This is a genomic window from Streptomyces sp. NPDC006743 (assembly GCF_040703815.1).
Classification (GTDB): Bacteria; Actinomycetota; Actinomycetes; order Streptomycetales; family Streptomycetaceae; genus Streptomyces.
Genome location: NZ_JBEYJA010000029.1, coordinates 26,624 through 49,985, shown reverse-complemented (window position 1 = coordinate 49,985; position 23,362 = coordinate 26,624). Strand labels below are relative to the sequence as shown.

22 protein-coding genes are annotated in these 23,362 nt (G+C 73.2%); 12 read left to right on the top strand and 10 right to left on the bottom strand.

Translation table 11 applies throughout. The annotated features are described in order from the left end of the window. The first annotated feature begins 97 nt into the window (after nt 1–97). Both ABZ719_RS23030 and ABZ719_RS23025 read left to right on the top strand, forming a co-directional pair. Nucleotides 98–553, top strand: a complete 456-nt coding sequence (locus ABZ719_RS23030; RefSeq protein ID WP_366727053.1) for an ATP-binding protein — start codon at nt 98–100, stop codon at nt 551–553. A 178-nt stretch (nt 554–731) separates the two neighbouring features. After that, nucleotides 732–1,286, top strand: a complete 555-nt coding sequence (locus tag ABZ719_RS23025; RefSeq protein ID WP_366727052.1) for a helix-turn-helix domain-containing protein — start codon at nt 732–734, stop codon at nt 1,284–1,286. 22 nt (nt 1,287–1,308) lie between these two features. Here the strand turns inward: ABZ719_RS23025 and ABZ719_RS23020 are convergent, their stop codons facing one another. Together ABZ719_RS23020 and ABZ719_RS23015 are read right to left on the bottom strand one after the other, a co-directional pair. Beyond that, a complete protein-coding gene (locus ABZ719_RS23020) occupies nt 1,309–1,911 on the bottom strand; it encodes an ATP-dependent Clp protease proteolytic subunit (protein ID WP_366727051.1) in 603 nt (200 codons plus the stop codon). Nucleotides 1,912–1,913: 2 nt separating this feature from the next. Next, complete coding sequence (locus ABZ719_RS23015) at nt 1,914–2,552, bottom strand: ATP-dependent Clp protease proteolytic subunit (RefSeq protein WP_366727050.1); 639 nt, start codon at nt 2,550–2,552, stop codon at nt 1,914–1,916. Nucleotides 2,553–2,792: 240 nt separating this feature from the next. Here ABZ719_RS23015 and ABZ719_RS23010 point away from each other — a divergent pair, with 240 nt between their 5' ends. Beyond that, a complete protein-coding gene (locus ABZ719_RS23010) occupies nt 2,793–3,275 on the top strand; it encodes a VOC family protein (protein ID WP_366727049.1) in 483 nt (160 codons plus the stop codon). Nucleotides 3,276–3,403: 128 nt separating this feature from the next. Here ABZ719_RS23010 and ABZ719_RS23005 read toward each other — a convergent pair whose 3' ends face one another. Then, the gene (locus ABZ719_RS23005; RefSeq protein WP_366727048.1) at nt 3,404–5,950 is read right to left on the bottom strand and encodes a beta-L-arabinofuranosidase domain-containing protein; all 2,547 of its coding nucleotides are present in this window, start codon (nt 5,948–5,950) and stop codon (nt 3,404–3,406) included. 260 nt (nt 5,951–6,210) lie between these two features. On the opposite strand from ABZ719_RS23005, the gene ABZ719_RS23000 reads away from it, so the two are divergent. The 7 genes from ABZ719_RS23000 to ABZ719_RS22970 all read left to right on the top strand — a co-directional run bounded on the left by ABZ719_RS23000 (nt 6,211) and on the right by ABZ719_RS22970 (nt 12,384). Then, a complete protein-coding gene (locus tag ABZ719_RS23000; RefSeq protein ID WP_366727047.1) occupies nt 6,211–7,047 on the top strand; it encodes an alpha/beta hydrolase in 837 nt (278 codons plus the stop codon). Then, on the top strand, nt 7,040–7,603 hold the full coding sequence (locus ABZ719_RS22995) for a TetR-like C-terminal domain-containing protein (protein ID WP_366727046.1): 564 nt from the start codon (nt 7,040–7,042) through the stop codon (nt 7,601–7,603). The genes ABZ719_RS23000 and ABZ719_RS22995 overlap by 8 nt, the downstream gene beginning before the upstream one ends. An 85-nt stretch (nt 7,604–7,688) precedes the next feature. Then, entirely contained in the window at nt 7,689–8,486 is a 798-nt protein-coding gene (locus ABZ719_RS22990) for a VOC family protein (protein WP_366727045.1), read from the top strand. A gap of 42 nt (nt 8,487–8,528) precedes the next feature. Next, nucleotides 8,529–9,236, top strand: a complete 708-nt coding sequence (locus ABZ719_RS22985; RefSeq protein ID WP_366727095.1) for a ribonuclease H — start codon at nt 8,529–8,531, stop codon at nt 9,234–9,236. A 152-nt stretch (nt 9,237–9,388) separates the two neighbouring features. Beyond that, nucleotides 9,389–10,618, top strand: a complete 1,230-nt coding sequence (locus tag ABZ719_RS22980) for an FAD-dependent monooxygenase (RefSeq protein ID WP_366727044.1) — start codon at nt 9,389–9,391, stop codon at nt 10,616–10,618. A 125-nt stretch (nt 10,619–10,743) separates the two neighbouring features. Further along, complete coding sequence (locus tag ABZ719_RS22975; protein ID WP_366727043.1) at nt 10,744–11,727, top strand: aldo/keto reductase; 984 nt, start codon at nt 10,744–10,746, stop codon at nt 11,725–11,727. A gap of 156 nt (nt 11,728–11,883) precedes the next feature. Then, nucleotides 11,884–12,384 carry a DUF6328 family protein gene (locus ABZ719_RS22970; RefSeq protein WP_037853896.1) on the top strand — a complete coding sequence of 167 codons (501 nt, stop codon included), beginning with the start codon at nt 11,884–11,886 and terminating at the stop codon, nt 12,382–12,384. 45 nt (nt 12,385–12,429) lie between these two features. On the opposite strand, the gene ABZ719_RS22965 is transcribed toward ABZ719_RS22970, so the two are convergent. From ABZ719_RS22965 to ABZ719_RS22950, 4 genes are all read right to left on the bottom strand, one after another. Beyond that, nucleotides 12,430–13,401: an LLM class F420-dependent oxidoreductase gene (locus tag ABZ719_RS22965; protein WP_366727042.1), complete on the bottom strand. Its 972-nt coding sequence runs from the start codon at nt 13,399–13,401 to the stop codon at nt 12,430–12,432. Nucleotides 13,402–13,442: 41 nt separating this feature from the next. Next, nucleotides 13,443–14,402 carry a threonine/serine dehydratase gene (locus ABZ719_RS22960; RefSeq protein WP_366727041.1) on the bottom strand — a complete coding sequence of 320 codons (960 nt, stop codon included), beginning with the start codon at nt 14,400–14,402 and terminating at the stop codon, nt 13,443–13,445. 131 nt (nt 14,403–14,533) lie between these two features. After that, nucleotides 14,534–15,211, bottom strand: coding sequence for an AIM24 family protein (locus tag ABZ719_RS22955; RefSeq protein ID WP_366727040.1), 678 nt, complete (start codon nt 15,209–15,211; stop codon nt 14,534–14,536). A gap of 51 nt (nt 15,212–15,262) precedes the next feature. Beyond that, nucleotides 15,263–16,516, bottom strand: a complete 1,254-nt coding sequence (locus ABZ719_RS22950) for a serine hydrolase domain-containing protein (RefSeq protein WP_366727039.1) — start codon at nt 16,514–16,516, stop codon at nt 15,263–15,265. Nucleotides 16,517–16,840: 324 nt separating this feature from the next. Here ABZ719_RS22950 and ABZ719_RS22945 point away from each other — a divergent pair, with 324 nt between their 5' ends. After that, nucleotides 16,841–18,640 carry a M4 family metallopeptidase gene (locus tag ABZ719_RS22945; protein ID WP_366727038.1) on the top strand — a complete coding sequence of 600 codons (1,800 nt, stop codon included), beginning with the start codon at nt 16,841–16,843 and terminating at the stop codon, nt 18,638–18,640. 78 nt (nt 18,641–18,718) lie between these two features. Here ABZ719_RS22945 and ABZ719_RS22940 read toward each other — a convergent pair whose 3' ends face one another. Genes ABZ719_RS22940 through ABZ719_RS22930 form a run of 3 tightly spaced genes read right to left on the bottom strand, consistent with a single transcriptional unit; the run spans nt 18,719 to nt 22,226 of the window. After that, nucleotides 18,719–19,081, bottom strand: a complete 363-nt coding sequence (locus tag ABZ719_RS22940; protein WP_366727037.1) for a UBP-type zinc finger domain-containing protein — start codon at nt 19,079–19,081, stop codon at nt 18,719–18,721. Then, nucleotides 19,078–20,553, bottom strand: coding sequence for an ATP-binding protein (locus ABZ719_RS22935; protein ID WP_366727036.1), 1,476 nt, complete (start codon nt 20,551–20,553; stop codon nt 19,078–19,080). The genes ABZ719_RS22940 and ABZ719_RS22935 overlap by 4 nt, the downstream gene beginning before the upstream one ends. Next, complete coding sequence (locus ABZ719_RS22930; protein ID WP_366727035.1) at nt 20,550–22,226, bottom strand: FAD-dependent oxidoreductase; 1,677 nt, start codon at nt 22,224–22,226, stop codon at nt 20,550–20,552. Before ABZ719_RS22930 ends, ABZ719_RS22935 begins: the two co-directional genes overlap by 4 nt. 248 nt (nt 22,227–22,474) lie before the next feature. Here ABZ719_RS22930 and ABZ719_RS22925 point away from each other — a divergent pair, with 248 nt between their 5' ends. After that, entirely contained in the window at nt 22,475–23,347 is an 873-nt protein-coding gene (locus ABZ719_RS22925) for a universal stress protein (RefSeq protein ID WP_366727034.1), read from the top strand. Nucleotides 23,348–23,362 lie beyond the last annotated feature (15 nt).

Here is a 23,362-nt window from a genome sequence, read left to right as displayed (position 1 = left end):
CGCACGCCGCGGCCGCGGGGGGACTGGGAGGCGCGACACTGGGTAACAGCAGTGATGCAGTAGCGTCCGGTCTTACCGGCTTCCGAGAGAGAAACGCATGATCGATGACCCGGGCGGGGCAGTGATACCCACTGGTGTGGACATCCCCGTACAGCCGCTGCGGCGCGCGACCCACTACACCGGTGAACCCGGCTGTATCGCCGACGCGCGTTCCTTCGCCGCGCACTTCCTCGAGCAGCTCAGGACCGAGTGGTGCGCCGAGATCGGCAGCGGGTCCGAGGACGCGCTGCTCCTGGTCGTGAGCGAACTCGTCACCAACGCCGACCGGCACAGCCAGGGCCCGTACATCCTCGAACTGGAGGGCACGGACAGCGCGGTGAGCGTGTGTGTGTACGACAGCAGCGCCGCACTGCCGCGGCGCTTCCCGCGGGATCCCGAACGGATCGGCCGGCACGGCCTGGAGATCGTGTCCGCGCTCGCGGCCGAGATCGGCGCGGAACGGGTCCCGGTGGGCAAGCGGGTGCGTGCCCTGGTGCACCTCGGACGCGACTGAACCGGACGCCGGTTCCGGCCCCTTGTGCGTTCTTCCGCCCGGTGCAGTTTCCTTTTCTGGGTCTTGTGTGCCGATTCCACCCGCTTCAGACCCTTTCGGTCCGGTCCCGGACGGGTGCTTCACCCAGGGCGGAATGCCGCCCCCTGGCGCGGGCGCCCACGGCTCCTAGGCTGAAGAGGTGAGCAACCAAGCGCCGAACCAAGCCCGCGTCATCCCGCTGCGCCCGCAGGCCGCGCGCCCAGCGTCCGCCCACTTCCCGCAGGGACACGCCTCCCCGGACCGCCCGGCGCCCGGCCGCCCGGCGTCGGGCCGTCCCGCCCCCGGCCGTCCGGCCGCGGGCGCTCCCGCCGGCCGGACCGCCCCCGCCCGCGAACCCCTCTGGCGCGACCTCGTCGGTGACATCCTGCGCCGCGAACGCCTGGCGCAGGAGCGGACGCTCAAGGACGTCGCCGAAGCGGCCCGTATCTCCATGCCCTACCTGTCGGAGATCGAGCGCGGCCGCAAGGAGGCCTCCTCGGAGGTCCTCGCGGCCGCCGCCCAGGCCCTCGGGCTGGGCCTCGCCGACCTGCTGGCCCTGGCCCAGGGCGAGCTGGTGCGGGTCACGAGCCGCATCGCGGGCCGGGGCCGGGGCACGACCGCCTCGTCCGTGTCCTCTGCGTCCTCGGCGTCCTCGGCGTCGTCCGCCGCGCCCGCACCCGCCTCCCGTTTCGACGGGCTGTGCCTGGCCGCCTGACACCGCCGGCCCGGCCGGCGCCTCAGACCGTCGTGAGGCGCCGGCTCAGCACCTCGTCGGCCAGTCCGTACGCCACCGCCTCCCGGGCGGTGAACACCTTGTCGCGGTCCATGTCGGCGCGCAGGGCCGCGGTGTCGTGCCCGGTGTGCCGGGCCAGCACCTCCTCCACCTGGGAGCGGATGCGGACCATCTCCTTGGCCTGGAGCGCCAGGTCGGAGACGGTGCCCTGCCGGCCGCCCGCGGCCGGCTGCCCGAGCAGCACCCGCGCGTGCTCCAGCACGAACCGCCGTCCCTGGTCCCCGCCCGCCAGCAGCACCGCCGCCGTGGAGGCCGCCTGTCCCACGCAGAACGTGGAGATCGGCGAGCGTACGAACGTCATCGTGTCGTAGATCGCCATCAGCGAGGTGTAGGAGCCTCCCGGGGAGTTCAGGTAGACCGCGATCTCCTGCTCGGGGTTGGCCGACTCCAGGTGGAGCAGCTGGGCGATGACGACGTTGGCGACACCGTCGTCGATCTCCGTGCCGAGGAAGATGATCCGCTCGTTCAGCAGCCTGCTGAACACGTCGTAGGACCGTTCGCCCTGCGCGGTCCGCTCGACCACGTACGGAACCGTGTACGACCCCATGTTCACCACCCCGCCCGTCGGCGCGCGGCGGCCGGGCGCACGTCGGCCAGCGACTCCACCACCTGGTCCACCATCCCGTACTCCCTGGCCTGCTCCGCGGTGAACCAGCGGTCGCGGTCGCCGTCCCGCGAGACCGTCTCCACGCTCTGCCCGGTGTGCTCGGCGGTGAGCCGTTCGATGGTCCGCTTCGTGTGCTCCAGGTTCTCCGCCTGGATCTCGATGTCCGCGGTGGTGCCGCCGATCCCCGCCGACGGCTGGTGCATCATGATCCGCGCGTGCGGCAGGGCGAACCGCTTGCCGTGCGTCCCCACCGTGAGCAGGAACTGGCCCATGCTCGCGGCGAAGCCCATGGCCAGCGTCGACACGTCGTTCGGGATGAGCCGCATCGTGTCGTAGATGGCGAGACCGGCGCTGACCGAACCGCCCGGGCTGTTGATGTACAGGCTGATGTCGGCGCGCGGGTCCTCGGCCGACAGCAGCAGCAACTGGGCGCACACGCGGTTGGCCGAGACCTCGTCGACCTGCGTGCCCAGGAACACGATCCGCTGCCCGAGCAGCAGGCTCGCCAGGTGGTCGTCGAAGCGGCTGGGCGGCGTCTCGCCCTCCTCGGCGCGCGGTGGCCGAGCGGTGAGTGAAGTCATCGCGTCTCCTCGTCGATGCGTGGTTGCCGTCGGCTCCACTGTCGGCCGTGCCGGGGCGGCCCGGACCGTTTCTCTGCCCGTGGCAGATCTGCCACGGGCAGAGCCGGCGGCGCCGGTGGCGGGGGCGCCGCAACGGATTTCCCGGCGAGCGATGAGTTCTGCCGCGCGGACCGGTCGATACGGATGACCGCGTGGACCGGTCGACACGGATGACCGCGTCCCACACCCAAGGAGGACCCCGTGGCCACCCAGGGATTCACCACCTGCCTCTGGTTCGACGGAACGGCCGAGGAGGCCGCCCACTACTACGTCTCCGTCTTCAAGAACTCCAGCATCGGACGGATCGGCCGGTCCAACGAGGCGGGGCCCGGCCCGGCCGGGTCGGTGGTCACCGTGGAGTTCACCGCCGACGGCCACCGGTTCCTCGCGCTGAACGGCGGCCCGCAGTTCACGTTCAACGAGTCGATCTCGTTCCAGATCCACTGCGCGGACCAGCGGGAGGTGGACCACTACTGGACCAGGCTCACGGACGACGGCGGCGAGCCGGGCCCCTGCGGCTGGCTCAAGGACAAGTACGGCGTGTCCTGGCAGGTCGTCCCGGACGAACTGATCGACATGATCACCGACCCCGACCAGGAGAAAGCGGCCCGCACCACCCGCGCGATGCTCTCGATGGGCAAGCTCGACATCGCCGCCCTGAAAAGGGCCCACGCGGGAGAGTAGCGGGCGGCCGTGCGGCCGGCCCACCCGTCCGGGGGAGTGGGCCGGCCGTCCGGACCTTCCGGGGCGCGGCGATCCGGACCTCGTGCGGCCACGGCGGCCCGGGGCAGGCGGGAACGTGACGACAGGGCCTATACGGCCGGGGCCGCCGCGAGCGCCGCCACCTCGCCGGCGTCCAGTGTGCGGCCGTACACCCGCAGATCGTCCACCGCGCCCTTCAGGTACGGGTCGGCGTACTGCGACCGGCCGACGTACCCGGTGCGCACATGGTTGCCGAAGTGCCGGGGCTCCACGGTGACGGCCGTGTTGCGGCCGGCCTCCGCGCCGTCCACGTACAGCACCGCCGTGCCCGCGCCGTACGTCACCGCCACGTGCGCCCAGCGCCCCGCCGGCAGCGGCCCGGCGTCGATGCGCTGCTCGCCCTCGGCGCCGCCCGCGGTGATCGCGTACCGCAGCGTGCCGTCGCCGCTGAGCGGGGTGAGGAACAGGTTGGCGGTGGTGCCGGTGCCGATGTCCAGGATCCGGCTCCAGGCGGCGGGCTGCCCCTCCAGCCGCACCCACGCGGCCAGCGAGTACGCCGACGCGCCCGCCAGCAGGTCCTCGGCGAGCACCACATGGCCGTCGGTCCCGTCCAGGGCCACGGCCCCGCCCGCGCGGCCGGACGCCGACCAGGAGGCGCCGCCCGCCAGGCGTGCCGTGCGGCCGTTGCCGGTCGCGTCGGCCGCCGTGCCGCCGGAGGTCTCGTCGAAGCGGTGCCAGGCGGCGAACGCGGGGGGCGGCGGCGGGGGTTCACCGGTCAGCCAGTAGACGCTGTAGTGCTGGTGGTGCACGCGTGCCACCGGCAGCAGCGTCACCTCCTCGTCGTCGGCGCGGGCCGTGAAGCGCAGCGGATCGCGCGAGCGCTGCCGCAGGGAGCCGACGTCCAGGCGGGCCATCCACGGCCGTGACCGCTCGCCGTACGCCCCGGCCAGCACCACCGGGCCGTGCAGCACCGCCTGGACGGCCGGGTCGTCGGGGGCCGCTTCCACCACCGTGCGCATGGGCAGGGTGACCTCCACCCGGTCGCCGGTACGCCAGGAGCGGTCCAGCACCAGCCAGCTGCCCGGCTCCGGACGGTCGGGCAGCGTCCGCCCGTTGAGCCGGACCCGGACGCCCGCCGCCCAGGAGGGGACGCGGACCAGCAGCCGGTGGGCGGCCCGGCCCGAGGTGACCGTCAGGGCCGTCGTGGTGCCGTCGGGGACGCGGGTCGTCTGCCGCCAGACGATGCCCTTCTCCCGCCAGGTCACCTCCGAGGGCACGAACAGGTTCACCAGCAGACTGCGGTCGTCGTGCGAGTACACCGTGTCGGCGAACTTCGCCTGCGTCTCCATGCCGGTGCCGTGGTCGCAGGAGAAGTTGTCGTAGTCGGTGGAGTACATCGCGGGGTCCGGGCCCATGAACGAGGGCTGCTGCTTGAACGCGCCCGGCGCCAGGCCGGTGTAGTAGATGTTGAAGCCGTGCGCGGAGTCGGGGTCCTGTTCGCCCAGCATCTGGTTGAACAGGGTGCGCTCGTAGTAGTCGAGCAGGTCGGTGCGGTGCGGGGCGTGGAAGTGCATCAGCCGGGTCAGCTTGAGCATGTTGTAGCTGTTGCAGTTCTCGCAGGTGCTGTTCGACAGCTGGCCGGCGATCACGTCCGGGTCGTGGAACGTCTCGCCGTCGCTGTTGCCGCCGATGACGTAGGTGTGGTGGCCGGTGACGATCCGCCAGAAGTTCTCGGCGACGGAGCGGTAGCGGTCGGACAGGCCCTCCTCCCACAGCCGCAGCGCGCCGACCATCTTGGGGATCTGCGTGTTGGCGTGCAGCCCGGACAGCCGGTCCTCGTTGCGGGCGAGCGGGTCGAAGACGCGGTCGTGGGTGAACCGTTCGGCCACCTCCAGCCACCGCCCGTCGCCGGTGAGGGCGTGCAGATCGGCGAGTACGTCGTTCATGCCGCCGAACTCGGTCTCCAGCACCCGCTGCATCCGCTCGTGGCCGAGCTTCGCGGTGCGGGCGTCGACCCAGGCGGCCTGGCGCAGCACGACGTCGAGCGCCTGCTCGTTCCCGGCCAGGCGGTACTGCTCGACCAGCCCGGCCATGATCTTGTGGATGGTGTAGTACGGCGCCCAGACGCCGGTACCGGCCTCCAGCCGGTCGAAGAAGCTCTCCGGGAACGCGGAGAGGTAGCCCGCGCCGAAGCCGGCGGCCGGTGCGGCGGCCTGGCACTCGGCGAGCGCGGCGACCAGCCGGCGCCCCTTGTCGCGCAGCCCGGCGTCGCCCGGGCCGGCCGAGGCGGCCAGAGCGAGCCCGGAGAGCAGGTGCCCGGTGGAGTGGCCGCGCAGTTCGACGCCGGGCGCCTCCCAGCCGCCGCACGGCCGGGCGGTGCTGGGCAGGCCGGCGTTGGTGCGGAAGGTGTGCAGCAGCCGGTCGAGGTCGACGAAGCGCAGATAGGCCGCGTTGCGGAGCTGGTTGTCGCGGAAGGGGCCGTCCAGCAGGGTCACCGCGGAGAGCGGGAAGGGGCGGGTCGCCGAGACGGGCGTGCGGGCGGCGCCCGCGGGTGCCGCCCGGGAGGCGGCGTGGGCGGGCACCGCGCCGGTGGTGGCCAGGGCGGCCGCGGTGCCGGTGGCGGCGAGGAAGCCGCGTCTGCCGAGAGGTGGGGTCACGAAGTCCTCCGCATGCCGGTGACGGGTGCGGCGGTGTCCCTCCGCCCCACCCCTCATGTTCGAGATACCGAATGACGTGCGACATGCTGTGCAGCCCCCACGCTAGGGGGCGGACGCGTGATGTCAACAGGGGTGTGCGGGAAACGAGTTGCCGGCCGTGCGCCCCGGCCGGGCGCGGCAACGCGGGCGGCTCCGGTGTTGACGGGTTATGGCTAATGCGATTAGCTTTTGGCTAACAGAATTAGCCACGGGAGGGTGACATGACCGAGTACCTGGCCGTCGACGGCGGCACGATCGCGTACGAGGTGGCCGGATCCGGCCCGCTGATGGTGCTCGCGCACGGCATGGGCGACAGCCGCGCCGCCTACCGGGCGGTCATCCCGCGGCTGGTGGCGGCCGGCTACCGGGTCGCCGCCGTCGACCTCCGCGGCTGCGGCGAGTCCGGGACCGACTGGCAGGAGTGGAGCCGCACCGCCATCGCCGGCGACCTGCTCGCCGTGATCCGGCACCTGGGCGGCCCGGCCGTGCTCGTCGGCCACTCGGTCTCCGGCGGCGCCGCCACGATCGCCGCCGCCCTCGAACCCTCGCTGGTCACCGCGGTCGTCGAACTGGCCCCCTTCACCCGCAGACAGGCGGTCCGCCTCGGCGACCTGCGGGTCAAGCGCTTCCGCCAGGGCATGCTGCGGCTGCTCGGCGCGGGCGTGTTCGGCAGCCTGCCCCTGTGGCGCTCGTACCTCGACGTCGCCTACCCCGGGGCGAAGCCGGCCGACTGGGAGGAGCGGATCGGCCGTATCGAGGCCCGGCTGCGCGAACCGGGCCGCATGAAGGCGTTCCAGGCCATGGGCCGCACCACCCCCGCCGACGCCGGCGCCCGCCTCGGCGAGGTCCGCAGCCCGGTCCTGGTCATCATGGGCACGCTCGACCCCGACTGGGCCGACCCGCACGCCGAGGGCGCGGCGATCGTCGCTGCCCTGCCGCCCGGAACCGGCCGCCTGGAGATGATCGAAGGCGCCGGGCACTACCCGCACGATCAGTTCCCCGGTCGAGTGGCCGCGCTCGTGCTCGACTTCCTCGGTTCGGAGGCCGCCCGTGCCTAGGGCAGGACTCGACCCCGCCGCCGTCGTCGCGGCCGGTGCCGCCCTCGCCGACGAGGTGGGCCTCGCCCGCCTGACGATGGGCCTGCTGGCCGAACGGCTCGGTGTGCGCACCCCTTCGCTGTACAAGCACGTGGGCGGCCAGGAGGACCTCAACCGCCGGATCGCCGCCCTGGCACTCGGCCAGGCGGCCGACGCCGTCGGCAGCGCGGTCCAGGGGTACGCCGGCCGCGACGCCCTGGCGGCGGCGGCACGCGCCTTCCGCGCCTTCGTCCTGGACCACCCGGGCCGGTACGCCGCGACGATCGGCGTGGAACCGTCCGGCCCCGACGACCCGCTGGCCGCCGCCGGGCAGCGGCTGCTGGAGGCGTTCATGGCGGTCCTGCGCGGCTACCCGATCGCGGAGTCCGACGTGGACCACGCCCTGCGCGCGCTGCGCAGCCTCTGCCACGGGTTCGCCACCTTGCAGTCGGCGGGCGGCTTCCGGTGGAGCGCCGACGTCGACGAGAGCTTCGAGTGGCTGATCGCCTTCGCCGACCGGGGGCTGCGCGCCGGATGAGACCGCCGCCTCCGGCGCGCGCCCCGCCGCACGGATGGCTAGCGTGTGTAACCGGAGCACGCCACCGACCGGAAGGGCCGCAGCCATGGCGGTACGACGTGAGGGAACACCCTGCTGGGCCGACGCGATGTTCACCGACCTGGAGCAGGCCAAGACCTTCTACGGCGAGGTCCTCGGCTGGACCTTCGGCGAGTCGTCCACGGAGTACGGCAACTACACCCAGGCCTACGCGGACGGCAAGGCGGTCGCGGCCGTCGTCCCGCCGGTGCCCGGCCAGGAGGGGCAGTCCCAGTGGTGCCTGTACTTCGCCTCACCCGACGCCGAGGCCACCGCGCGCCGCATCCGCGACCACGGCGGCGAGGTGCTCATGGAGCCGATGAGGGTCGGTGACTTCGGCACCATGTGCCTGGCCCGGGAGCCGAGCGGCGCCGTGTTCGGCGTCTGGCAGGCCGGTACCCACCAGGGGTTCGAGGCCACCGAGACCCCCGGCGCCTACTGCTGGGCCGAACTCCTCACCCGCGACCCCGGCGCCGCGGACACCTTCCTCACCTCGGTCTTCGGCTACACCACGAAGCGGATCGAGGACGAGGCGATCGACTTCCGGCTGTTCGGCCTCGACGACGAGACGGTGCTCGGCCGGATGCGGATGACCGACGACTTCCCGCCCGAGGTGCCCTCCTACCTCAACGTGTACTTCACGGTGGCCGACTGCGACGCCGCCGTCGCCGCCGCGACCCGCCTCGGCGGCGCCCTGCGCTACGGCCCGGTCGACACCCCCTTCGGCCGGCTCGCGGTGCTCGGCGACCCGCAGGGCGCCCACTTCTCCGTGATCGACATCACCACCACCCAGGGCGAGAAGCCGCAGGTCGAGAACGTCCCGTAGGGGGTCGCCCCACGAGGGCACGGGCGGCCGCCGGACCGTGGCATCATCGAGCCCATGCGTGAACGAGTGGTGGCCGCGTGCGACGGGGCCTCGAAGGGAAATCCGGGCCCGGCGGGCTGGGCGTGGGTCCTCTCGGACGACGCCCGGACCGCGGCCCGCTGGGAGGCCGGTGCGCTCGGCACCGCCACCAACAACGTCGCCGAGCTGACCGCCCTGGAGCGGCTGCTCGCCGCGACCGACCCGGACACACCGCTCGAGGTCCGCATGGACTCCCAGTACGCGATGAAGGCGGTCACCACGTGGCTGCCCGGCTGGAAGCGCAACGGCTGGAAGACGGCCGCCGGCAAGCCCGTCGCCAACCAGGAACTCGTCGTCCGGATCGACGAACTCCTCGACGGCCGCTCCGTCGACTTCCGCTACGTCCCCGCCCACCAGGCGGACGGCGACCCGCTCAACGACTTCGCCGACCGCGCCGCCAGCCAGGCGGCCCGGGTGCAGGAAGCGGCCGGCAGCGCGCTCGGCTCCCCGCAGCCCCCGCCCTCGCCCGACACCCCCAAGGCCGCCGCGCCGCGCCGCAAGGCACCCCGCCGCACCGGCTCCGCCTCGTCCTCGTCGTCCTCCTCGTCGCGCACCATCAAGGCCAAGTTCCCCGGCCGCTGCCTGTGCGGCCGCTCCTACGCCGCCGGCGAGTCCATCGCCAAGAACGCCCAGGGCTGGGGCCACCCGGAGTGCCGCACCGCGGACGCCTGACCGGCGGGGAGCGCGCCGCGGGACGGGCCGCCGCCCGAGGCGCAAGCGGCCTCACGGCGCGGGGGAGCGGCCTCACGGTGCGTGGCCGGACGCTCGCGATCTGTTACCGTTCGTGGCCCATCGACCGCTCTGTGTAGTCATCAGGGGTGTGCGTGAAGGTCGTCTGCGCCGGCGGCGGGCCCGCGGGCCTGTACCTCTCCATCCTGCTCAAACGGCAGGACCCGTCCCACGACATCACCGTCCACGAGCGCAACCCGGAGGGCTCGGCCTACGGCTGGGGCGTCACCTACTGGCAGGGTCTGCTCGACCTGCTGCACGCCCACGACCCCGAGTCGGCCGCCGCCGTCGAAGCGCACTCCGTGCGGTGGCGCGACGGAGTGGCCCACGTCGGTGATCTGACGGCCCGCCACCGAGGCGACCAGGGCTTCGGCATCGGCCGGCACCGGCTCCTGGAGATCCTCGCCGACCGGGCCCGCGCACTGGGCGTACGGGTGGAGTACGAGAGCGAGGTCAGCGCCGAGGACCTGCCGGCCGCCGACCTGGTGGTGGCCGCCGACGGCGTGCACAGCGCGCTGCGCACCCGGCACGCCGCGCACTTCGGGACCCGGGTCCACCTCGGCCGCAACCGCTACCTGTGGCTGGGCACCACCAAGGTCTTCGACGCCTTCACCTTCGCCTTCGTCGAGACCGGGCACGGCTGGATCTGGTGCTACGGCTACGCCTACGGCGGCGGGCACAGCACCTGCGTCGTCGAGTGCTCCCCGCAGACCTTCACCGGTCTCGGGCTCGACCGGCTCGGCCAGGCGGACGCGCTGGCCCTGCTGGAGACCCTCTTCGCCGGTGTGCTCGACGGTCACCGGCTCATCGGCCGCGCCGCGGGCGAGGGCGGCGCCCCCTGGCTCACCTTCCGCACCCTGACCAACCGCACCTGGTCCCGCGACCGCCTCGTGCTGCTCGGCGACGCCGCCCACACCACGCACTACTCGGTCGGCGCCGGCACCACCCTCGCCCTGGAGGACGCGATCTGCCTGGCCGGCGCCCTGCGCGCGCACCCCGGCCCGCGCCCGGCCCTCGCCGCCTACGAACGCGAACGGCGCGCGGCCCTGCTGTCCGTGCAGAGCGCGGCCCGGCACAGCGCCCAGTGGTACGAGAATTTGCCCCGCTACATCCACCTGCCCCCGCACCGGATGTTCGCGCTGCTCGGCCAGCGCCACTCACCGCTGCTGCCCTACGTCCCCCCGCAGGTGTACTACGGGATCGACAAGGCGGCCGGCCGGCTTGCCGCGGCGCGACGGCTGAAGAGGTGGCTCGGACCGAAGGTCGCGCGCACGGTGCAGGCCCGCGCGCTGGAACGCGCGCAGGAGCGCCCGCAGATCCGGTGACCCGCCGAGCGGGGGCGCGGCGCGGCCGGGTCACGCCGGGCACGGGACGCCGGGCCGGGAAGCCGTCCGTTCGCGCGGGCCGCTCGAACGCCGTCCCGCCGGGCGGCGGGTGACAGACTGACGGCATGAACGAACGTGAATTCGGCAGGTCCCACCAGCACGCGTCGGTCGTCGGTCTCGGCACCTGGCAGCTGGGCGCCGACTGGGGCGACGTCGACGACAAGGAAGCCCTCGCCGTACTGGAGGCCGCCGCCGAGGCGGGGGTGACCTTCTTCGACACCGCCGACGTCTACGGCGACGGGCGCAGCGAGCAGACCATCGCCGCCTTCCTCGCCGGGCGCCCCGACCTCCACGTCCTGGTCGCGACCAAGATGGGCCGGCGCGTCGAGCAGATCCCCCAGAACTACGTCCTGGACAACTTCCGCGCCTGGAACGACCGCTCCCGCCGCAACCTCGGCGTCGACCGCATCGACCTGGTGCAGCTGCACTGCCCGCCCACGCCCGTGTACTCCACCGACGAGGTCTTCGACGCGCTCGACACCCTCGTCGAGGAGGAGCGGATCGCCGCGTACGGCGTCAGCGTGGAGACCTGCGCCGAGGCGCTGACCGCCATCGCCCGGCCGAACGTGGCCAGTGTGCAGATCATCCTCAACCCGTTCCGCATGAAGCCGCTGCGCGAGGTGCTGCCCGCCGCGCGGGAGGCGGGCGTCGGCATCATCGCGCGCGTCCCGCTGGCCTCCGGTCTGCTGTCGGGCAAGTACACCGAGGACACCGTCTTCCCCGCCAACGACCACCGCACCTACAACCGGCACGGCGAGTCGTTCGACCAGGGCGAGACCTTCTCCGGCGTGGACTTCGCCACGGGCGTCGAGGCCGCCGCCGAGTTCGCCGCGCTCGCCCCCGAGGGCTGCACCCCGGCCCAGCTCGCCCTGCGCTGGATCATCCAGCAGCCCGGCGTCACCACCGTCATCCCCGGCGCCCGCTCCCCGGAGCAGGCCCGCGCCAACGCCGCCGTCGGCAAACTGCCGCCGCTGCCCGAGGAGACCATGGCGGCCGTCCGCGACCTGTACGAGCGGCGGATCAAGGACCAGGTGGAGGGTCGCTGGTAGACCGCCGCCCGCCGCCGGACCGCTGGGGGCGGTCCGCCCTGCCGTGCGCGCCGGGCCCGCCGGACGCGCACGGCAGGTTTTGCGCCTCCCCGGGAACACGTCCTGGCACAGGCCCGGCCCGTCGGGGGCGGGGCCAGGGACAGGAGAGGCGCAGTGATGGCGACGGAGCGGGCGGCGGAGGACCGGCGGCGCCGGGGGCGTGACGAGACCGAGGAGGAGCGGGCCGACCGCATGTGGGTCGAGCTGATCCAGGAGGTGCGGGTCGCCCAGACGGGGGTGCAGATCCTCTTCGGCTTCCTGCTCACCGTGGTCTTCCAGCCCAAGTACGCGACCCTCGCGCCCGCCGACCGGACCATCTACATCGTGACGGTCGTCCTGGGCGCCGCCGCGACCGGCGCGCTGATCGGGCCCGTCTCCCTGCACCGCCTGGTCTCCGGCCGCCGGGTCAAACCCCAGGCGGTCCGCTGGGCGTCCAGGATGACCTTCGTCGGGCTGATCCTGCTGCTGGCCACGATGACCGCCTCCCTGCTGCTGATCCTCAGAGTGGCCACGCACGACGGGTTCGTCCCCTGGCTGGTCGCGCCGGTCGTCGCCTGGTACCTGCTGTGCTGGTTCGTGCTGCCCCTGTGGGCCAGGCGCCGCCACACCTCCCGGTGAGCGCCGGCCGGGGCGGCCCGCGCCGGCGCCCGGGTGAGGGCGGGTTCAGCCGAAGGCGTCCCGCAGCGCCGGCAGCAGGCTCTTAGCCGACCAGTCCAGGAACGGCTCCTGCGCCGCACCGCCGATCTGGACCAGCGCCACCTCCGTGAACCCGGCCTCGGCGTAGGGACGTACGGCCTCCACGAACGCCTCCGGGTCGTCGCCGCAGGGAATCGACTCGGCGACGTCGTCCGGGGTGACGAACTGGGTGGCCGCCTCGAACGAGTCCGGGTGCGGCAGCTCGGAGTTGACCTTCCAGCCGCTGCCGAACCAGCGGAACTGCTCGTGCGCGCGGCCGATCGCCGCGTCCCGGTCGGTGTCGTAGCACACCGGCAACTGGCCCACCCGGGGCTTGCCCTCGCCGCCGTGCCGGTCGAAGGCCTCCAGCAGCCCGGGCTTCGGTTCGGTGGCGATGACGAGGTCGGCGAGGTGCCCGGCGAGCTTGCAGGACTGCTCGCCGGAGACCGCGATGCCGATCGGCGGCGGCTCGTCGGGCAGGTCCCACAGCCGGGCCGACTCCACGTCGAAGTGGGCGCCGTGCCGGGTGACGTGGCCGCCCTCGAACAGCGCCCGGATGATCTCGACGGCTTCCTCCAGACGCTCGTGGCGCACGTCCACCGACGGCCATCCGCCGCCCACCACATGCTCGTTGAGGTTCTCGCCCGAGCCGAGCCCCAGCCGGAACCTGCCCTGCGCCAGCAACTGCACCGTCGCGGCCTTCTGCGCCACGACCGCCGGGTGGTAGCGGAAGCTCGGGCAGGTCACGTACGTCATCAGCGGGATGCGGGAGGTGGCCTGCGCCGCCGCCCCCAGCACACTCCACGCGTACGGTGCGTGACCCTGCGCACGCAGCCACGGGAAGTAGTGGTCCGAGATGACCGAGAAGTCGAAACCGACCTCCTCGGCCCGTACGACGTGGTCCACCAGCTCCCGCGGACCGGCCTGCTCGGTCATCATCGTGTATCCGATTTGCACCATGACGGCCGAGTCCCCGGCCGGCGCCCCGGGAAACGGCCCTCTCAGCGCAGCCCGAACCGTCGCGCCCAGTCCAGGACGTCGGTGAGCGCCGCGTTGCCGCCGCACACGACGAGCCCCAGCCGGGCGCCGGGGCCGACCCGGTCGAGCACCTGCCGGGCGGCCGGCAGCAGACAGCCCGCGGCGGGCTCGGTCCACACCTTGGCGTGCTCGGCGAGGTCGAGCACACCCTGGACGGCTGCCCGGTCCGGCACCACGAGCACGTCCTCGACCAGGGCCTGGGCGTGCTCGTACGTCAGCCGCGACACCGCCGGGGCGCTCAGCGTCGTGACGACCGAGGAGAGGGGGACCGGCACCGGGCCGCCCGCCGCCAGTGCCTGCGACATGGCCTGCGCGCCCTCGGTCTCCACACCCCAGATCCGCACACCCGGCCGCAGCGCGCGCAGCGCCGCGGCGACGCCCGCGATCAGCCCGCCGCCACCGACGCTGACGATCACGTCCGTGAGCGGACCGGCGTCCTCGGCGAACTCCAGCCCCACGGTGCCCTGGCCGGCGACGACGACCGGGTCGTCGAAGGGGTGCACGAGGGTGAGCCCCTCGTCCCGCAGCCGTGCCGCCGTCGCGAACGCCTCGTCCATGCCGTCGGTCAGCCGCAGCGAGGCTCCGGCCTCCTCCGCGATCCGCAGCGACCGGGCCGGGGCCGAGCGCGGCATGACCACCGTGGCCTTCACATGGAGGGCGGAAGCCATCACCGCGAGCGCGATCCCGTGGTTGCCGCCGCTGACGGCGACCACGCCCGCCGCCCGTTCCGCCTCGCCGAGCGAGAGCAGCTTCGCCGTCGCGCCGCGCGCCTTGAAGGAACCGGTGCGCTGCAGCAGCTCCAGCTTCGCGGTCACCGGGGCACCGAGCAGCGCGGACAGGCCCGGGCTCGGCACGGTCGGAGTGCGCACGACGTGACCGGCGATCCGCTCGGCCGTGGTTTCGATCTGTGTGATGCCGATCAAGGCGGTCCGTCCTTCCGGCGCGGGGCGGGGATCCGCGCCACCCAGACCCTCACCCGAGCGGGCACCGGGGGTCAACCGGTGTCCGGTGGTCCGGTGCCCGGTGCTGCCGGGCCCTGCGGGCGGCCGGCCGCTCAGTGCTGCTGGGTCTTGTGCGGTGTCGCCTCGCTGGGGCGGACGATGACGTGTCCCTCGCCCTGGAGCATCAGCTGCACGGCCTCACCCGAGCCGCCGCGCAGCATCGACCCGATGGACTGCGAGCGGTGCAGCGAGGTGTGGAGGCGGGCTGTCCAGCCGACCACGGCGTCCGTGTCGACGTAGACCGGCTGCTGGGGGGTGACGGGGATGACGAGCGGGTTGCCCTCGCACGCCAGACCCAGTCGGCCCTGGCCGGTGAACACGCTGTTGAACAGCCCGCCCCCGGCGATGCCCGACCCCTTGACCGTCTTGATCTCGTACGACAGCGAGGCGTCGAAGCACAGCACGTTGCGCCCGTTGACGGTGAACTCGTCGCCGGGGTCGATCTGGACGATGAAGCAGTTCTGCGCCTCGTGCGCGAACCAGGCCTCGCCCTGCCCGCGCACCGCCATCAGCGCCAGACCCTCCCCGGTGACCGCGCGCTTGAGCATGCCGCCCACGCCCTGGCCCTTGCGCTCGAACTGGAGGCTGCCGCGCCAGGCCACCATGGCGCCCTGGCGCGCCAGCATCTCGCCGTTCACCACGTAGCGGACGCACTTGGCGTTCTCGACGTACATGCCGGGTGCGGTCGCGGGCCGCACCACGTGCTCACTGGAAAAGAGATCACCCTTCATGGAGGCATCCTGGCCCGGAGCCGGTCGTTCCGCCAAGATCGGCGGACGGACTCACCCGGTGCGCTCGTGCGCCGAGCCCGCGCGCGGACGCGGGGCGGCGCCGCGCGCCGGGGCCTGCCTGCCGCAGAACACGGCCTCCAGGGTGCGCAGCATCGTCCGGTGCACCGTGTCGTTGTTGGAGGTGGTGGCGACGGCGGCGTAACTGCGCAGTCCGCCCTCGCTCGCGAACGCGTAGGTGGAGAAGCCCTGGACCGTCCCGGTGTGGCCGTACACGGAGATCCCGCAGGACAGGTCGCGCCGGCGCAGTCCGAGACCGTAGGCCTGAGCGGTGCCGGCCGGCATCCAGCGTTCCATCTCGGCCAGCTGGGCGGCGGGCAGCAGCCGGCCGCCGAGCAGTGCGGACAGGAAGGTGTCCAGGTCGCGGGTGGAGGAGATGAGCGCGCCCGCGCTCTGCGCCCACGACGCCGTCTGGTCGGTGGCGTCCACCAGCGCGCCCTCGGCGTCGTCCGGGGTGAGGTAGCCGTGCGCGTGGCGGCCGGGGATCTGCGTGTCGGGGTGGACGTAGAAGGTGTCGGTCAGCTCGAGCGGCTTGATGATGCGGTTCTCGTACTCGGTGCGCACCGGATGACCGGTCAGCTTCTCGACGAGGAGGCCGGCGACCACGAAGTTGGTGTTGGAGTAGGCGTAGGCGGCGCCGGGCGCGTTCGTGCGCGGGTGGCGCAGGGACTCGGCCAGCAGCTCGCGGTAGGTGAAGACCTTGGTGCGCACGGCCTCGAAGCCGGGGACCGTGCGGGCGAACATGTCGGCGGTGTAGTCGTACAGGCCGCTGCGGTGGCTCAGCAGGTGCCGCACGGTGATGCGCTCGTCGGGCAGCAGCCCGGGCAGGTAGTGGTCGACGGAGGTGTCGAGCCGCAGCCGGCCCTCCGCCTCCAGTTGCAGCAGGACGACCGTGGTGAAGGTCTTGGTGACGCTGCCGATGCGGAAGCGGTCGGCGGTGTCCATCGCCCGGGCGTCGGTGCGGTCGGCGGTCCCCTCGGTGGCCTGGTGGACGGTGGGGTGGTCGTCGTAGGACGCGCGGTGGTCCTCGACGCGCGCCGTCGCGCCGGGCGCCCCCTCGCTGAGCGCGGTCCGCAGCAGGGCGTCCAGCGCCGCGGTGTCCGGGGCGGGCAGCGCGGCGGACGCACGGGCCGCCGCGGCGGGCGCCGAGGGCCCCGGGCGGCGGGCCTGCGCGTGCGCGGGTCCCGCGAGCAGGGTCAGTACCAGCGATCCGAGCACCGCGCTCGTGCCCCTCGTGCGTGAGGCCATACGATTCCGCTCCCGTCTTCGTCGGCGCGTGGTCCGTTGCGAGATTGATCACAGCCGGGCAACGCAACCATCTCGTACCGCGTCACATCTCCAGGAACGACACACAGTTGGTCACTCGCTGATCACTCCTTGATCACCGAGCGGGACTGAATTGGCAAAGGATTGCCCTGGGCGGCACGGAATGGATCATTCGTGCTTTACATGTGCATGTCCTGCCCACAAGGGTTTCTTCCCGGGGCCCGACCAGCCCTCATGGCGCAACCGCGTCATGCGTCGGGGCGGTTGGCGATCCGGCCGCCTTCACCCACGAAGGAACCCTCAAGAGTGCACAGACCCCACATACGCAACGTGGCGGTCGTCGTCGCCGCGACGACGGCCGCCACGGGCCTGGCCGGCCCGGCACTGGCCGCCCCCGCCAAGGGGCCGGGCCGCACGGTGTCGGCCGTCCGCACCTCCACCGCCTCGGTGGTGGGTGCCGCCCGCGCCGCCGCCTTCGCCCACGCGGCGGCGACCGGCGTCGTCCAGGGGGACGAACTGCGCGCCCAGGACGTGATGGCCGACCCCGAGGGCGCCCGTCACGTCCGGTTCATCCGCACCCACCAGGGCATGCCGGTGCTCGGTGGCGACCTCGTCGTCCACCTCGACCGCAAGCTCGCGTACACCGGCGTCACCCGGGCCGCCGACCGGACCGTCAGGCCCGCCACCACACGGGCCGAGGTGACGCCCGCGCAGGCCGCCGCCAAGGCCGCCGCCGTGGCCGAGGGCGACGCGGGCACCGCCCAGCTCGTGGTGGACGCCCGCGGCGGCGCCTCGGCGCTCGCCTACCAGGTGCGGGTCACCGGCAGCGCCACCACCGAGGGGGCCCGCTCCCGGACGGTCGTCATCGACGCCGTCACCGGCAAGGTGCGCAGCAACACGCCCGACAGCGACGAGTTCCTGTCACCGCAGCTGCTCGCCACCCTGAGCCGCCAGGGCGGAACCCTGCCGTCGCGGGGCAGCGTCCCGCCGGCCGGCTCGCTCGGCACGATCAGCGGCACCTCCGCCTCCTCCGGGCGCTACCCGCGCACCACCGCGGGCAGCGGCGCGTCCCTGTTCGTCGGCCCGGTCTCCCTGACCACCACGCAGACGGCCCGGACCGGCTTCGTGCTGACCGACCCCACGCGCTACGGCACCGAGACCCGCGACGCCAGGAACCAGCTGCAGGAGAACTTCGCGCGCGGCACGAAGATCACCAGCACGAACAACAGGTGGGGCAACGGCAGCGTCTCCAACCGCGTCACCGCCGCCGTCGACGCCCAGTACGGCATCAGCAAGACGCTGGACTTCTACAAGAAGACCTTCGGGCGCAAGGGCATCGAGAACAACTCCAAGGGCGCCAAGGCCATGGTGCACTTCGGCAACGGGATCGCGAACGCGTTCTGGGACCCGACGTGCGACTGCATGCTGTACGGCGACGGCGACGGCGACATGTTCAAGAAGCCGCTCGTCGCCCTCGACGTCACCGGCCACGAACTGACCCACGGCGTGGTGGACTCCACCGCACGGCTGGAGCCCACCCGCGTGGACGCCGCCGGCAACCAGTACGGCGAACCGGGGTCGCTGAACGAGTCGCTCGCCGACATCTTCGGCTCCAGCGTCGAGTTCTTCGCCAACAACCCGAAGAACCCGCCGAACTACCTCCTCGGGGAGAAGCTGGGCCTCGCGCAGAAGTTCCTGCGCCGGCTCGACCACCCCTCCCTGGACCAGCTCGAAGGCGCGATCGACTACTGGTCGCCGCAGGTGTACTACACCGAGGTGCACGCCGGTTCCGGTGTCTCCTCGCACGCGTACTACCTGCTCGCCGAGGGCAGCGGCCGCAAGACGATCGGCGGCGTCGCCTACGACTCGCCGACCTACGGCGGACTGCCGGTGCAGGGCATCGGCCGCACCAAGGCCACCGCCGTCTTCTACCGGGCGCTGACTCGCTACATGGTCTCCACGACCGACTTCCACGACGCGCGTGTCGCGACGCTGCAGGCGGCCAAGGACCTCTACGGAGCGGACAGCACCGAGTACCGGACGGTGGACACGGCCTGGGCGGCGGTCAACGTCACCGCCGCCAACACCCCGGCGGCCCGTCCCTGACGGACCACCGGAGGTGACCTGGATGCCCCGCCCCCGGCGGGGCATCCTCGTCCCGTCAGGCCCCCGGCCGGCCCCCGCTCAGCGCAGGGTGCGGGCCCAGTCGTGCGGGACCCGGCCCGCCGGACCCGGCACCGGCTGGTCGTCCGGGTGGGCCACCGGGGGCGCGAGCCGCGGACCGGAGTCGTACAGCTCCTGGGTCGCGAAGTTCCAGAACCACTCCTCGCCCGGCTCGTAACTGCGGATCACCGGATGCCCGCTGGCCCGGTAATGGGCGTCGGCGTGCTTGCCGGGGGAGTCGTCGCAGCAGCCGACGTGCCCGCACAGCGCACAGCGCCGCAGGTGGAACCACCAGCCGCCGGACGCCTCGCACTCGGCACAGCCCGCACCGCTGGGCGGTACGGCCGGGTCGACGAACGTGTCCTCGCAACCGCCGCTGCTCATGCCTTCTCCTCGGGGAGGGAATCAGATGCCGTGCCGTCGCCGTCCGCGGCGGTCAGCGGCAGCAGGACCTGGAAGCGCGTGTCGCCCGGCACCGACTCCACGGCGAGGCTGCCGTGGTGCTTGTCGACCACGATCCGCCAGGAGATGTCCAGCCCGAGACCGGTGCCCTGGCCGACGGGCTTGGTGGTGAAGAACGGGTCGAAGATGCGGCCGCGGATCTCCGGCGGCACCCCCGGCCCGGTGTCGCGGAACTCCACCAGCAGCCGGTCGCCGTGCAGCGCCGTCCGCACGGTGAGCGTGCCCTCGCCGCCCGCGCCGTCCATGGCCGAGACGGCGTTGTCGATCAGGTTGGTCCACACCTGGTTCAGCTCGGCCGGATAGGCCGGGATCCGCGGCAGCGTCCGGTCGTAGTCCTTGACGACCTTGATCCGCGGCCCTCTCTTGCCCGACAGCATCAGCAGCGTGCTGTCGAGGAGTTCGTGCACGTCGGCGATCTGGTACGGCGCCCGGTCCAGCTGCGAGTACTGCTTGGCGGCGTCGACGAGCCGGGAGACGCGGGCGGTGGAGTCCGCGATCTCGTCCATCAGCAGCTCGGTCTCCACCGTGTAGTTGAGCCACCCCACCGCCCCAGGCAGGATGTCCTCGCCGACCGCCGCCGCCACCTGCTCCAGCCAGTCGACGTCCAGCCCCGCCTGCACGAACGTGGGCGCGAGCTGCCAGCCGTTGCGCACGCCGTGGTCGTCCAGCCAGTCGGTGAGCGCGTCCTCGCGGTCGGCGGCCTCCAGCGGGCTGAGCGCCACGGCCTTGCCCACCTGCTCGGCCGTCCGCTCCTGGATCTCGATGAGGTCCGCCAACTGCTCCCGGGTGAAAGGCCCCTCGGCGATGACCGCCAGCTTGTGGCGCATCTTCGCCACCCGCTCGCGCAGCGTCCCCGTCGCCCGCACGGCCGCCGCCGCCGGGTTGTTCAGCTCGTGCGTCAGCCCGGCGGACAACGAGCCGAGCGCCAGCAGCCGTTCCCGCTGCCCGATGGCCGCCTGGGTGTTCTTCGAACCGAAGAACAGACCCTCCAGCAGGTGCACCGCCATCGGGAACCACTCCTGCATGATGCTCGCGAACGTGTCCGCGGGCAGCACGAAGAACCGCGTCGGCTCCGTGACACGCATCGAGTTGGTGTAGACCTGCCGCACCCGGTCGCCGATGTACGCCTGCATCGCGCCCGTGTACACCCCGCGCTGCGAGGTGCGGGCGACCTCCACGTCGTCCGCCCCGACCCGGCGCGAGAGCACCACCGTGCCCTCGATCATCACGTAGAAGCAGGTGGCCGGATCACCCTCCGTGTACACCGGGCCCGGCTCGAACCGCTCCACCCGGCCGGCGCTGCACAGCCGCCCCAGCTGCTCGTCCGACAGCTTCTCGAACAGGAACAGCGAACCGATCTCCCTGGGGCTGCAGGGCATCACCCGCCCGCTCATGACTGCTCCAGGTAGCGGTGGACCAGCATCACGGCCATGGCTCCCTCTCCGACCGCCGACGCGACCCGCTTGGCGGACTGGGCCCGGGCGTCGCCCGCCACGAACACCCCGGGCACGTTGGTCTCCAGGTGGTACGGCGGGCGGTCCAGCTCCCAGCCCGCCGGCGGCCGTCCGTCCGCGGTCAGATCCGGACCGGCCAGGATGAACCCGCGCTCGTCACGCAGCACCGTCCCGTCCAGCCAGTCGGTCAGCGGCGCGGCGCCGATGAACACGAACACCCACTGCGCGTCGACCCGTTCCTCGCGCCCGCTGCCCAGGTCGCGCAGCGTGAGCTGCTCCAGGCGGCCGGTGCCGTGCGCGGCCTCGACGACCGTGCCGGTGCGCACCGCGATGTTGGGCGACTCCTCGATCTGCTGGATGAGGTAGTGCGACATCGACGCCGACAGCGACGGGCCGCGCACCAGCAGCGTCACCGACTTCGCCCCCCGCGACAGGTACATCGCCGCCTGCCCCGCCGAGTTGGCGCCGCCCACGATGTACACGTCCTGCCCGTGGCAGGAGGGCGCCTCGGTCAGCGCCGAACCGTAGAACACGCCGCAGCCGGTCAGGTCGTCCGCCCCGGCGGCCGGGAGCTGCCGGTAGGAGACACCGGTCGCCAGGATCACACTGTGCGCGGCGACGGCCGAACCGTCGGAGAACCGCACCGTGCGCGCCGCGCCGTTGACCTCCAGAGCGGTCACCTCGCGCGCGGTGAGGATCTCCGCGCCGAACTTCGCGGCCTGCCGGCGCGCCCGGTCCGTCAGCTGGGCACCGGAGACGCCGTCCGGGAAACCGAGGTAGTTCTCGATCCGCGAACTCTGCCCGGCCTGCCCGCCGGTCGCCGAACGCTCCACCAGGACCGTACGCAGCCCCTCGGAGGCCCCGTACACCGCCGCACCCAGCCCGGCCGGGCCGCCGCCGATCACGACGAGGTCGTAGAAGTCGGCCGCCGGCGTGGTCGCCAGACCGACGTGGGCGGCGAGCTGCGGGGCCTCCGGCTCGACCAGCGGGGTGCCGTCCGGGGTGACCACCAGCGGCAGCCGCTGCCCGTCCTGCCCGGCCGCCCGCAGCAGCCGCTGCCCCTCCGGCTCGTCGGAGGAGTACCAGCGGTAGGGCACCTGGTTGCGGGCCAGGAACTCACGGATCTCCGAGGACCGCGCCGACCAGCGGTGCCCCACCACCTTGGTGCTCGGCACCGGCCGGTGGTCGCTGTGCCGCCACGCCTGGAGCAGGTCGTCCAGGACCGGGTACAGCTTCTCCTCGGGCGGGTCCCACGGCTTGAGCAGGTAGTGGTCCAGGTCGACGACGTTGATGGCGTCGATGGCCGCCGTGGTGTCCGCGTACGCGGTCAGCAGCACCCGGCGCGCGCCCGGGTACACGTCCAGGGCCTGTTCCAGGAACTCGATGCCGTTCATGCGCGGCATGCGGTAGTCGGCCAGGATGACCGCGACGAGGTCGCCGCGCAGCTTCAGCTCGCGCAGCGCGTCCAGCGCGGACTCGCCGGACTCCGCGCGCACGATCCGGTACGACTCGCCGTAGCGCCGCCGAAGATCGCGGGCGACGGCACGGGAGACTCCCGGATCGTCGTCCACGGTCATGATGACGGTCCGCGCGGTTTCCGCGGCCTGTGTCATGTGTCTCCCACCCCGTGCGGTCGCGACGGGCGGCCCGGTGCCCCCGTCTTCGAGCCCACTTGCGCCCATCGTAGGTGCGTCCGCGGCCGTTCGCCCGGGCGAGCGCGGGACACCCGCCCGCCGCGGACCGCCCGGCCCCGCCGTCACCGCCCGCGCCCCCGCCCGGCAGGGCCGCATGGCAGGATCGTCCGGGGCGCGGGGAAGACTGGGACCGACCTACGGGCCCACGATCCAGGGAGGCGGACGGCATGACACGGCCGATCACGGCGGGTGTGGACGGAACGCGGGAGAGCCTCGCCGCACTGGCGTGGGCGGGGCGGGAGGCCGAGCGCCGCGGGCTGCCGCTGCGCGTCGTCCACGCCTGGCGCTTCGAGGTCTACGACGCCTTCGACCTGGGCGGCCGTGACGCGCAGCGGCAGCAGGCGCGCGAGGTGGTCGAGGAGGCGGTCGCCGCCCTCACCGGACGCCATCCCGGTCTGACGGTGACCACGGACATCGTGGAGGACGGCGCCGCGGACGCGCTGACCGCCGCCGCCGCGGACGCCGAGGCGCTGGTGCTCGGCTCGCGCGGCCAGGGCGCCCTCGTCGGCTTCCTCGTCGGCTCCGTCGGACAGCAGGTGATCGCCGAGGCAGCACGGCCCGTCGTCCTGGTCCGGGCCGGGGACGAACCCGCCGCCGAGGCCGCGGGACGCGAGGTCGTCGTCGGCCAGCACGGCACCGCAGACGACAGCGCCGAGACCCTCCGGTTCGCCTTCGAGACGGCCGCCGCCCGCGGGGCCGCGGTCCGGGCGGTCCGCGCCTGGACCCTGCCGCCGGTCTTCGCCTACAGCCCCGGCTCGCTCAAGCTGCTCGACGAGGCCGGGGGCCTGGAACCGTACGAGAAGAAGGGCCTCGCCGAGGCGCTGCGGCCCTGGCGGGAGCGCTTCCCCGACGTGCCCGTCGTCGAGCACGTGGAGATGGGCAGCGCCGGCCAGGTGCTGCTGGCGGCGGCCGCGCACGCCCAGCTCGTGGTCGTGGGCCGCCGGGCCCGCCGCACCGCGGTCGGCGCCCGGATCGGCTCCGTCGCGCACGGCGTCCTGCACCACGCCGGGTGCCCGGTGGCCGTCGTCCCGCACGAGTGAGCCGGGCCGGGGCGC

Excerpts from the sequence above, each read along its gene's own strand:
- ABZ719_RS23030 (WP_366727053.1), top strand. The coding sequence starts at position 98 with ATGATCGATGACCCGGGCGGGGCAGTGATACCCACTGGTGTGGACATC.
- ABZ719_RS23020 (WP_366727051.1), bottom strand. The coding sequence starts at position 1,911 with ATGGGGTCGTACACGGTTCCGTACGTGGTCGAGCGGACCGCGCAGGGC.
- ABZ719_RS23015 (WP_366727050.1), bottom strand. The coding sequence starts at position 2,552 with ATGACTTCACTCACCGCTCGGCCACCGCGCGCCGAGGAGGGCGAGACG.
- ABZ719_RS23000 (WP_366727047.1), top strand. The coding sequence starts at position 6,211 with ATGACCGAGTACCTGGCCGTCGACGGCGGCACGATCGCGTACGAGGTG.
- ABZ719_RS22990 (WP_366727045.1), top strand. The coding sequence starts at position 7,689 with ATGGCGGTACGACGTGAGGGAACACCCTGCTGGGCCGACGCGATGTTC.
- ABZ719_RS22975 (WP_366727043.1), top strand. The coding sequence starts at position 10,744 with ATGAACGAACGTGAATTCGGCAGGTCCCACCAGCACGCGTCGGTCGTC.
- ABZ719_RS22970 (WP_037853896.1), top strand. The coding sequence starts at position 11,884 with ATGGCGACGGAGCGGGCGGCGGAGGACCGGCGGCGCCGGGGGCGTGAC.
- ABZ719_RS22965 (WP_366727042.1), bottom strand. The coding sequence starts at position 13,401 with ATGGTGCAAATCGGATACACGATGATGACCGAGCAGGCCGGTCCGCGG.
- ABZ719_RS22955 (WP_366727040.1), bottom strand. The coding sequence starts at position 15,211 with ATGAAGGGTGATCTCTTTTCCAGTGAGCACGTGGTGCGGCCCGCGACC.
- ABZ719_RS22950 (WP_366727039.1), bottom strand. The coding sequence starts at position 16,516 with ATGGCCTCACGCACGAGGGGCACGAGCGCGGTGCTCGGATCGCTGGTA.
- ABZ719_RS22940 (WP_366727037.1), bottom strand. The coding sequence starts at position 19,081 with ATGAGCAGCGGCGGTTGCGAGGACACGTTCGTCGACCCGGCCGTACCG.
- ABZ719_RS22935 (WP_366727036.1), bottom strand. The coding sequence starts at position 20,553 with ATGAGCGGGCGGGTGATGCCCTGCAGCCCCAGGGAGATCGGTTCGCTG.
- ABZ719_RS22930 (WP_366727035.1), bottom strand. The coding sequence starts at position 22,226 with ATGACACAGGCCGCGGAAACCGCGCGGACCGTCATCATGACCGTGGAC.
- ABZ719_RS22925 (WP_366727034.1), top strand. The coding sequence starts at position 22,475 with ATGACACGGCCGATCACGGCGGGTGTGGACGGAACGCGGGAGAGCCTC.